Origin of the sequence: Pantoea sp. UBA5923 (assembly GCF_002431095.1) — a bacterium.
GTDB classification, from domain to species: domain Bacteria; phylum Pseudomonadota; class Gammaproteobacteria; order Enterobacterales; family Enterobacteriaceae; genus Pantoea; species Pantoea piersonii.
The window spans coordinates 16,632-27,489 of the sequence record NZ_DJDN01000009.1 but is presented as its reverse complement, the minus strand read 5'-3'; the positions used below and the strand labels follow the sequence as shown (position 1 = coordinate 27,489).

Annotated in this window: 7 protein-coding genes; 5 read left to right on the top strand and 2 right to left on the bottom strand. The window is 57.4% G+C overall.

What is annotated here, in order from left to right; genetic code table 11:
* Positions 1 to 1,487 (bottom strand): ferric-rhodotorulic acid/ferric-coprogen receptor FhuE (fhuE, locus tag B3797_RS01125; protein WP_311790164.1); only part of this gene is annotated, 1,487 nt, incomplete at its 3' end.
* A gap of 1,086 nt (positions 1,488 to 2,573) precedes the next feature.
* On the opposite strand from fhuE, the gene B3797_RS01120 reads away from it, so the two are divergent.
* Positions 2,574 to 2,975: an H-NS family nucleoid-associated regulatory protein gene (locus B3797_RS01120; RefSeq protein ID WP_120456486.1), complete on the top strand. Its 402-nt coding sequence runs from the start codon at positions 2,574 to 2,576 to the stop codon at positions 2,973 to 2,975.
* An 82-nt stretch (positions 2,976 to 3,057) separates the two neighbouring features.
* Here B3797_RS01120 and B3797_RS01115 read toward each other — a convergent pair whose 3' ends face one another.
* Positions 3,058 to 4,359: an LLM class flavin-dependent oxidoreductase gene (locus B3797_RS01115; RefSeq protein WP_120456488.1), complete on the bottom strand. Its 1,302-nt coding sequence runs from the start codon at positions 4,357 to 4,359 to the stop codon at positions 3,058 to 3,060.
* Positions 4,360 to 4,861: 502 nt separating this feature from the next.
* Between B3797_RS01115 and B3797_RS01110 the strand changes: the two genes are divergently transcribed.
* From B3797_RS01110 to B3797_RS01095, 4 genes are all read left to right on the top strand, one after another.
* On the top strand, positions 4,862 to 6,163 hold the full coding sequence (locus B3797_RS01110; RefSeq protein WP_311790150.1) for an MmgE/PrpD family protein: 1,302 nt from the start codon (positions 4,862 to 4,864) through the stop codon (positions 6,161 to 6,163).
* A 405-nt stretch (positions 6,164 to 6,568) separates the two neighbouring features.
* The gene (locus B3797_RS01105) at positions 6,569 to 8,758 is read left to right on the top strand and encodes a TonB-dependent siderophore receptor (protein ID WP_311790149.1); all 2,190 of its coding nucleotides are present in this window, start codon (positions 6,569 to 6,571) and stop codon (positions 8,756 to 8,758) included.
* A 216-nt stretch (positions 8,759 to 8,974) separates the two neighbouring features.
* Positions 8,975 to 9,904: a myo-inosose-2 dehydratase gene (gene iolE / locus B3797_RS01100; protein WP_311790148.1), complete on the top strand. Its 930-nt coding sequence runs from the start codon at positions 8,975 to 8,977 to the stop codon at positions 9,902 to 9,904.
* On the top strand, positions 9,901 to 10,858 hold a 958-nt coding region (locus tag B3797_RS01095), incomplete at its 3' end, for a Gfo/Idh/MocA family oxidoreductase (protein ID WP_311790147.1). The genes iolE and B3797_RS01095, both read left to right, overlap by 4 nt.

Sequence of the window (10,858 nt, the reverse complement as noted above, 5' to 3'; positions counted from 1 at the left end):
TTCTCCGCGAAGTCGTAGATCAACCCGCCGTAAGGGGTGATATTGTTCTTTTCCAGCTCCTCGCCGGTGGTCAGCGTCTGACGATTCCAGTTGGTATAACGCGCCCCCAGGATCAGATGCAGCGGATCGGCCAGCGAGATACGCGTCGCCAGATAGACTGATTTCTGGCGAACCGTGGTGCTGTCGTCGGTCAGCGCACGCTCGCCCCAGCTGGTTTCCGGGAAGTCGCCGTTAAAGGTATTGTAATCGCCCAACTCGTCCGCCGAGATATTGGCCCAGGCGCTGTAGTACTTATTCTGCTGACGGCTGTAGTTAACGCCCAGCATCATCTCATGCTGACGGCCCAGCAGTTCATAGGGGCCGCTGGCGAAGGCGTCAACCGCATCGACTTTGCGCTTGCCGGTGTTGTAGCCGGTTCCGCCTACTACCGGATAGTTTGCGTACTGCGAAACGCCAAGGCCGCTGGTTTTATCAAAGTAGCCGTCAAGATAGAGCTGCTTACTGTCGAGGAACATCTCGTTGTGCGTGCCGTTCAGCGTGAGATTCCAGCCGTTGGCGAAATCCTGCTTGAAATTAACAAAAACTTTCTTGTTCTCTTTATCGTTGTAGGCCCACTCCGGCGCGGTGTTATAGCCGCGACGGGAATGGATTTGCGTGCCGTCGGTGTACCAGCGCGGCGTGCCGCTCCACATCGGCGAATCGGTATTGACCTGCGAGAACTCATAGCCCACGGAAAGGGTTGCGGCATCAGTCAGGTCGGCATCCACCACGCCATAGACAAACTGCTTCTGCGCGCCGTAGCGTTCGATAAAGCTGTTCTTGTCATCATAGCCAGCGACCAGACGACCACGGACGCTGCCGTCACCGTTGAGGGGGGTAGAGAGATCGGCGACATAGCGCTGTTTGCCCCAGCTGCCGTAGGTAGCGGAGACGCTGCCGGTGAATGTTTTGCTGTCAGCATGTTTCCGCACCATATTGACGGCGGCGGAAGGATTGCCCGGCCCGGTCAGCAAACCGGTCGCGCCGCGCACCACTTCCACACGTTCGTAAAGCGCCATATCGGACTGGGCATCGCCGAGATTCCAGCGCGAGGCGAAGGTGGTCGGAATGCCGTCGACCATAAAATTGTCGATGGGGAAGCCGCGAGCGTAGTAAGTCGTGCGATCCATATCGCTGCTCACGCCGGTAATCGCCGTGGTGGTGTGCAGCACGTCATTCAGCGACTGAAGCTGCTGATCTTCCATGCGCTGCTTGCTGACCACGGTAACCGACTGCGGAATATCGCGTGCGGTGAGCGCCATTTTGGTGCCCGCGCGGGTAATCGGCACGCTGTAATCGCGAGCGTCCTGTTGCCCGGTGCTGCTGGCGCTGGCGTCTACGTTAAGCGTCTGTTCGTCTGGTGCAGACGTATCGGCGGCCTGAGCGCTTTGCGCGACGCTGGCGGCGATCAGCATGGCCAGCAGCGAGCGTTGCAGAGGGTGTTTCATGGCGCTGGCGCAATCGCCCTCGCAGAATTCCCTGACGCGGTGAACATCAAAAGACATCGCTGTTCCTCTTTTTTCTTTATTGGGTGTGGCTGCCACTGGTTGCCGAGGCGCATTACCTGCCCGGCTGTAAGACGCTCTACTAACGCGATCCTGTAATAAAGCAAATGAGAAATATACGCATTGCCATTATCATTGCAAGTAATTGTTAAAAAATGCTGCAAAATACCGATAACAGGCTGTGACATGAAAGCGACTGATAGATAAGGGGTTTATTCAGGAAGCAAGGCTGTCAAAAGCCTGAGAACTGGAAGTTACCGGAAAGGGTAGTGGCAGTGGCCCAGCCTGGCTGCACGCATTAACGGGCCAGGAAGACGGCATTCACCTGAACGCAGAGTCATCTTAAGACGCTCTGCTCTTTTCCTGACGCGCCAGCTATAACAGCGCTATTTCTGCCTTTGTAGCCGGAAATAAGCGCAAGTCGCTCCCTTTAATTCTGTGATGTAAGGCGGGCTAATATAGCGATGCGCATCAGCCTGCCTAAAAAAATTATTTCATAACAACCAATACTGGAACGTTGCACGCTAATTTAGCTGCCGTGATGGTTGCGCACGTCACTACCGCCGCGCCATGATATTAACCACCTGACTTTCCCAGCGTGGAAATATTGCGAACGTCAACGATAACGCTGCGCAATGGCCCGCTCTCTTAACAAGCATATAACTCTCTGTTGCTGATCGCTTAGGCACTGTTGAATAAGGGAGGCGTAAAATATCGCCGCCAATATAATAGCCGGGGTTACATAAAAGCCTTTTTTTCAATCAGATAACAGAGAGCAGATAAAGAGATCGCCCTGGGTTATGGCATTATGCCGATGGTTTTGCAGGCGCTCGCGCTATTACACGCATGCTGGCAGAGTAGCTGCTTTATATTTGTTCTTGTTTTTTTATGCTAACGCATTAACCCAGACGGGTTAGCCAATCTTCTTTTCTTTTTACAGCTCTATCTGTGCTTTAGCTTATTTCCTTTATCAATTTTTTACCGTAAACTGCGCGCTTTACATATTTTGATTCGTTAAGGGTTATATCCATGAGTGATGCGCTGAAAGCATTGAATAATCTTCGTACGCTGCGCGTTCAGGCACGAGAAATTGAGCTAGACGTGTTAAACGAAATGCTCGAAAAGTTCTCTGTCGTTGTCGCAGAACGCCGTGAAGAAGTGAATGCTGAACAAGCCGCGCAAAAAGAAAAAGCGGAAAAGCTGGCATTGTATAAAGAGATGCTGATGAAAGACGGCATTGATATTTCCGACCTGGCCGATCTGGCGCAGAGCGAAAGCAAACCAAAAGCGAAACGCGCGCCGCGTCCGGCTAAATATAAGTTCACGGATGAAACCGGCGAAACCAAATTCTGGACCGGTCAGGGCCGCACGCCTTCGCCGATTAAAAAAGTGCTGGATGCAGGCGGCTCGCTGGACGAGTTCCTGATCTGATAAAAAAAGGCGCTGAATACCAGCGCCTTTTTTACCGCTTTTTTCGCCCCAACCGCGCGACGGCGGTAAAGCGTCTCAACCATCAGACCGTCGGCAGGCCGAGGTTTTCACGCAGCGTGGCGTAGGCATACTCCGTTGGGAACAGGCCGCGACGACGCAGTTCCGGAATAACCAGCTCGACAAACAGATCCAGCTGCTCCGGCATGATGGCTGGCATAATATTGAAGCCGTCCGCGCCGCCCTGCTCCAGCCAGAGCTGGAAGTCGTCGGCGATATCTTCCGCGGTGCCGACGATAACCCGATGGCCGCGCGATCCCGCCGCGATAGCTGCCAGCTCGCGCAGCGTCAGGTTTTCGCGCTTCGCCATATCGGTCATAAGCTTCACGCGGCTCTGGTTGCCTTCACCCAGCGGCACTTCCGGCACCGGGCCGTCCAGCGGATAAGTAGAGAGATCCATACCAAAGCGCAGCGAGAGCTGTTTCAGCCCGTTGTCGATATCCACCAGCGTATTCAGCTCTTTCCACAGCGCTTTCGCTTCCTCGCGCGTGCGGCCGACAATTGGCATCACGCCCGGCATAATCACCACATGCTCTGGATTGCGGCCCGCCGCTTCGATCTGCGCTTTCTGCGACTGATAAAACGCCTGCGCCTCTTCCAGGCTGGCAGCAGCGGTAAAGACCACTTCAGCGGTTTCCGCGGCGAGCTTCTGCCCGTCGGCGGAGGAGCCTGCCTCGATGATCACCGGACGCCCCTGCGGCGAACGCGTGATATTCAGCGGCCCCTGCACCTGAAAATGCTCGCCGACATGGTTGATCGGGTTAATCTTGTCGTTAACAAAATATTGCCCTGACGCCGGGTCTGGCTGTACGGCGCCCTCTTCCCAGCCTTCCCACAGTTTATTTGTGACCTGCAGAAACTCACGCGCACGCGCATAGCGCTCGGCGTGGTTCGGCATATCGTCGCGGCTGAAGTTTTTCGCTACGTCAGCGGAGAAAGAGGTCACCACGTTCCAGGCGGCACGCCCGCGGCTGATATGATCGAGAGAGGAGAAGGTGCGTGCCATGGTAAAGGGATCGCTGAAGGTGGTCGACGCGGTAGCGGCCAGCCCGATACGACGGGTGTTCACCGCAACCGCCGACAGCATGGTGAGCGGCTCAAGGCGCGCCATGGTAGACGGCAGTCGATACATGCTGGTCGCCAGCGCATCCCCGACGAAAAACAGGTCGAAGCGGCCCGCCTCCGCTTTCTGCGCCAGACGGATAAGCCAGTCGATATCGGTGGGTGCGCCCAGCTCTTCGGTCAGGCGCCAGCCGCTGACGTGATGCCCTACCGGCTGAACGAAAAGACCAAGACGCAGACGATTTTTTGCAGATGAACTGTCCATATTATTTCCCTGATTGCAATAAGCGCCCTCTTTGGGCGGCGATAAAAATGGTCGGTGGCGATAAGCGCTTTACCTGCGCCGCGCCCGGCTCGTCAGCGCCATTAAGGACGAGTCCGCAGGCGCCAGAGTAGCGTGCATAACATTTGCCCGTCCAGCCAGCACCCTGACGATATGCCCGCAATGAGAAAAAGCCGTGGCTGCCATTGTCTGCCGACAGCTCAGGCGGGCGGTAAGACGAGGGCTAACACGACGTATCGGGTTACTGGCTAAAAAAGCCGCTTTAACAGAATGTTAGCGAAGTTGCGTTTCACGCGTGTCGGTAAGACATAGTACGACAACCGCTTATTCAGGCAACCTTATAACTGGCTCTCCTTATTCACAAATTTGCATAAGCTTAGTGATATTTCAGATATAGCCATTCTCGCCTTTGTTGCTACCCTCTGGGTTCTGCTTATTCCAAGGAGATAGTGATGCGCTTTTTCCGTTATCCGGCGGCAAGGCTATGAGCCTGACCGGGCAGCTCAGCCAGCTTATTCGTCTGGCGCCAGCCGATGCCACCGCCCGTCAGCACGCGCGTCAAGGGGTACAGGATTTTCTCGCCGTAAGCTGGCCTGTGCTTAACCGGCAGGTGCCGGACAGCGGTCTGCCGCTGTTGCAGGGGCTTTACCGCGACAGCGGACCGGCATCGCGCGCCCTGCTGCTCGGCTATGCCGGACACGCGCTCGACTACGACGATTTTCACGCCGACTTCCGCGGTCATCCCAGCGTGGTTATCCTGCCAGCGCTGCTGGCGTGGGCGGCGGAAAGCGACTGCTTTGACGTGGCGCTTTTTCTTGATGCATATATCACCGGCGTGGAGATGGCTGGTCGGCTGGGCCTGGCGATGACGCAACAGCACTATACGCTCGGCTATCACAATACCGCTTCGCTCGGCACCCTGGCCGCTGCCGCCGCGCTGGCGCGTTTTACCGGCGCGGACGCGCGTCAGTGTGCGGTGCTGCTCGGCATCGCTGCTACCGAGGCAAGCGGCCTGCGCGCGCAGTTCGGTTCAGCGGTGAAGCCGTTGCACGCGGGTTTCGCGGCAGAGCGCGCGGTGCGTGCCGCACAGCTGGCGCTGGCGGGGTTCGACGGGCAGGCGGAAGGCGTGCTTGAGGCTTTTATCTCGCTGGGAAGCGGCAACCAGGCCCAAAGAGAAAAGCTCACTGAGGGCTGGGGCGCGCCCTGGCGTATCGCGGCGCCAGGCCTGGAGTTCAAGCCCTTCGCCACCTGCGCCGGTACGCACAGCGCAGCGGAGGCGACGCGCGAGATCCGCCAGCGCTGGACTGGCTCTGCGGCTGAACTGCTTAGCGCCATCGATCGCATTACCGTCGCATTTCCGCCAGGCGGCGATATTGCCGCCTCGGTGCGGCAGCCGAAAAATGGCATTGAGGCGCGCTTCAGCCTGGAGTATGTCATTGCCGCCATGCTGATTTACGGCGACCTGCGCATGGCTGATTTTGCCGAAGGCGAGGTCAATCCGCAAATTATGGCGCTGGCGGCGAAGGTCACGCGCCAGCCTGACGAGCGCGCGCCGCCGGACGCGATTAACCCCGCGCTGCGCTTCCATGAGGTCACGCTGTTCCTCAACGGCGGCGAAGTGTTGCGCCAGCGGCGTACCCGTCAGCAGTCGCTGGCGACGCCGGTAGATGTTGCGGGCAAACTGCGCGCGGCGCTGGCCGATCAGCAACAATTGCTGGCCAGCAGCGAGCTACGCGACGATGAGGATCTTCGCCGTCTGGCGCAGACGCTGATCGCCAGGCTGTAGCGCCGCGTATTCGGCTAACAGAGGCGTAAAGGCGGTGGCGCTGACCGCTGCCTGCAGGCCGGACAGGCGCCCCCTGTTTTTCACGCCTTTCTTTACCGCTTCGGCGATACGCCTCTTGCCATTAAAGCGACACAGTGACGAGCGCATTGATTAACCGGGTTCAGCCTGCCCGGTAACGGATGCGTTAACTAAACAATTTGTTTGCCGCTCCATCATCCCCCTTCTTCCAACCCGCACATGAGCCAGAACGCGTCTCGTTCTGGCTGGCCATTACTTTTGTTTACTAATTAACCCGCAGTGCAGAAATGAAATGTAAAGATATCAACAGCATCTATACAATGATAATCATTCTCATTATCATGCGCATTTGCTTACATTGATAAACATATCAGGGAGAAAGATTAAGTGAATGTAACCTTCAATGTCAGAAAGCGTCCCGGCGCCCTGCTGATTGCCGGTCTGCTGAGCGCCTCGGGCGTCAGCGCCGCAGAAGAGACAGAAGCACTGGCGGATGATGAGACGATGCTGGTCACCGCTGAGCAAAAGCTGAAGCAGCAGCCCGGCGTGTCTACTATTACTGCGGAAGATATTAAAAAAAGCCCGCCGGTTAACGATCTCTCCGACATCATCCGTAGAATGCCTGGCGTCAACCTGACCGGCAACAGCGCCAGCGGCAGCCGCGGCAATAACCGCCAGATCGATATCCGCGGCATGGGGCCGGAAAACACCCTCATCATGATAGATGGCGTGCCGGTCTCGTCGCGCAACTCTATACGCTACAGCTGGCGCGGCGAGCGCGACACGCGCGGCGATACAAACTGGGTGCCAGCAGAGATGGTAGAGCGTATTGAGGTCATCCGTGGCCCGGCAGCGGCGCGCTACGGCTCCGGCGCGGCGGGCGGCGTGGTGAATATCATCACCAAACGACCAACCACCGACTGGCACGGTTCGTTCTCGCTCTTTACCAACCAGCCGGAAGACAGCAAAGAGGGGGCGACTAAGCGCGCCAACTTCAGCCTGAGCGGGCCGCTGGCGGGCGACGCGCTGACCATGCGCATGTATGGCAATATTAATAAAACAGACGCCGACGCCTGGGATATCAACACCGCGCAAAACGGCTCCTATGCGGCAGGCCGCGAAGGCGTGCGCAATAAAGATATCAACAGCGTGCTCTCCTGGAAAATCAATCCAGAGCAGATCCTTGATTTCTCCTGGGGCTACAGCCGCCAGGGCAATATCTACGCGGGGGATACGCAAAACAGCAACGGCAATATAAGTTCCGACGGCCTGGTGGAATCCCTGGTCGGCAGCGAGACTAACCGTCTTTACCGACAGTCTTACGGCCTGGCGCATAACGGCATCTGGGACTGGGGCCAGTCAAAGCTGACCTTTAACTATGAAAAAACTAACAATACGCGTCTTAAAGAGGGAACCACAGGCAAAGTTGAAGGGATGATCAACAGCAATACCTTCGACACCAGCCGACTGGAGAGCTATCGCGGCAACGCGGAAATTAACTTCCCGCTCGACTGGCTGCGCGAACAGACGGTGACGCTGGGCGCGGAGTGGAATCATGACAAGCTCAACGATCCCGCATCAATGCAGGGCACCAATTCGTCGGGGGTCACTATCGGCAGCGTCAGCGGCAACGCGGCGGATCGCAGCAGCACCAACAGCGCGACTCTCAGCTCGCTCTATTTTGAAGATAATATCGCCGCGACCGACACTACCGAAGTTATTCCCGGCATTCGTTTCGACTATCACAACAGTTTCGGCGCCAACTGGAGTCCGAGCCTGAACCTGTCGCAGGGGCTGGGAGACCACTTCAAGCTTAAAGCAGGTATCGCCCGCGCCTTTAAAGCGCCTAATCTCTATCAGTCTACCGAAGGCTATCTGCTCGCGACGCGCGGCAACGGCTGTCCAAAGAATATAACCTCAGGTAGCTGTTATCTGCTGGGTAACGCCGATCTTGAGCCAGAGGTCAGCGTTAATAAAGAGCTGGGTATTGAGTACACCCAGCAAGGCTATGTAGCGGGCATCACCTGGTTCCGTAACGACTACAAAAACAAAATTGTTGCCGGCAGCGAGATAGTTGGCATGGCGTCTAATGGCTATAACATTCTGCGCTGGGAAAACGGCGGTAAAGCGGTAGTTGAAGGGCTGGAGGGCAACCTGACGGTGCCGCTGATCGAAGATATCCTCGAATGGCGCAGCAATGCCACTTACATGATCAAATCGGAAAATAAAGAGACCGGCAATCCGCTGTCTATTATTCCGAAGTACACCATTAACTCGCAGCTTGAATGGCAGATGACTAGCGATCTCTCCGGCAATATCAACTGGACAATGTATGGCCGCCAGAAGCCGCGCCAGTATACAGAAACGCGTCTGGATACCAGTAATATGTCTTACCGTGAAATCGGCGCCTATTCGGTGCTGGGCCTTAATTTCAATTATGATCTGACGAAGAGCCTGCGCGCCAATGCAGGGGTCAGCAACCTGCTGGACAAGCGTATCTACCGTGAAAATTCGGGCGCTTCGACCTATAACGAACCCGGCCGCGCCTACTACGCCGGGCTGACGTATAGCTTCTGACGTCGCCCTTGCCGCCGTTGCCTGCTTTTACTGCGCGACGGCGGCTTTCCGCTTACGAGTCTGGGTATTAACTCTTTCCTGCTTCGCTCAGCGCCTGCTCGAATGTTGCCTTTCCCGGCGCGCTCCGGTTGATGTTAATCACTCAAAATGGACGTAGCCTGTCCGATCGCCCTGCCTTATTTTTTTCCTGTTTTCACTCTCTGAGGAAGCAGGAAAATGCGTCACAACACCTTTTATTCTCCGGGCGCCGCCGCGCCTAAGCTGGGCGTCAGCCCGCTGTCATGGGTTAATGAAGTGCTCCACCATCTGGGCGCAGGCACGACCGCAGAGCAGTGTCTGCGCGAAGCGGCGCAGGCCGGTTTTCAGGGCGTAGAGCTGAGCCGCCTGTTTCCGCGCGACGCCGACGCGCTCAACCTGCTGCTGGGCCAGCACGATCTGCGGCTGATTTCCGGCTGGTATGACGGCTTTCTTACCGAGCGCAGCCTGGAGGCGGAGCTTGAAGCGGTGCATCAGCACGCGACCCTGCTCAGCCGCTGCGGCGCGAAGGTGATGGTTTACGGCGAATGCGGCTGGATGGCGGAAAATGCGCTCGATATCCCGCTGCGGCAGCGCCGCCTGCTGCCCGCAGACCGTCTCGAAGCCTATGCTGAGCGGCTGTCGCGCTTCGCCGAGGCGCTGCTGCGCAAGTATGGTTTGCAGCTCGCCTTTCACCATCACCTGATGATGACGACGGAAACCTTCGATGAAATCGCGCTTCTGCTTAACGCCTGTTCGCCCGATGTCGGCCTGCTGCTCGATACCGGCCATGCCTGTGCGGCGGGCTTCTCTTACCCGCTGCTGATTGACGCCTTTGCCGATCGAATCTGCCATATCCACCTGAAAGATGTGCGCCTTGATCGGCTGCGGCAGGCGCGCGCCAGCGACTGGACTTTTAACCAGGCGGTGCTGAACGGTCTTTTCTGCGTGCCGGGCGACGGCGACGTCGATTTCGCGCCGCTGTCGCGCTTTATCGCCGAGCGCGGCTACAGCGGCTGGCTGGTGGTTGAAGCCGAACAGGACCCCGCCATCGCGCCGCCGCTTGAAACGGTCACGCGCGCCCAGCGCTATGTCGCCCGTCATATTCTTGCCCAGGAGAGTCTCGCATGAGTAAAAAGCACCTTAACGTCGGCCTGATTGGGTCAGGATTTATGGGTCAGGCGCACGCCGACGCCTGGCGCCGCGCCGCGCTGCTCTACCGCGATCTGCCGCTACAGCCGCTGCTGCATACCCTTGCAGACGCCACGCCTGCGCTGGCGCAGGAAGCGGCGCAGCGATTCGGGTTCCGTCAGGGAACCGCGGACTGGCGGGCCATGGTGGAAGATCCCGAGATCGATATCGTGGATATCACTACGCCAAACAGCATGCATGTCGATATGGCGCTGGCCGCGATTCGCGCCGGAAAGCATGTTTATTGTGAAAAACCGCTTACCGTGTCGCTCGCCGATGCGCAGATGCTGGTGGAGGAAGCGGAACGTGCAGGCGTACAAACCTTTGTGGCATTCAATAATATTAAAACGCCCGCCGCGCAGCTGGCGAAACAGCTTATCGCGCGCGGCGATATCGGTACGCCGACGCGCTTTCGCGGCTGGTTCGATCAGGGATTTTTTAACGATCCTGAACTGCCCTGGAGCTGGCGCTGTTCACGCGAACAAGCGGGTTCTGGCTCGCTGGGGGATTTAGGCTCGCACGTTATCAGCGTGGCGCAGTATCTGATGGGCCCGGTTGAGAGCGTTGTGGGTCAGGAACAAATTTTTATCGACAGCCGTCCCGCGCCGGGCAGCGGTTCTGGCTATGGCGCGCAGGCCGATCGGCACGCCGCGCGCCTGGCGGTAGAGAATGACGATCAGTTTCAGGCGCTGGTGACCTTTGAGAATCGCGCCGGCGGCGTCATCGAGTCCTCACGCATTGCGGCCGGCAAAGTTTTCGGCATCGCCTGGGAGATTTCCGGTACGGCAGGCACGCTGATGATGGACGGCGAACGCTTTAACGAGCTGAAGATTGCGCGCTACGGCGACGAAAAGCAGGATCGCGGCTTTAAGACGCTCTATGCCGGTTCACAGG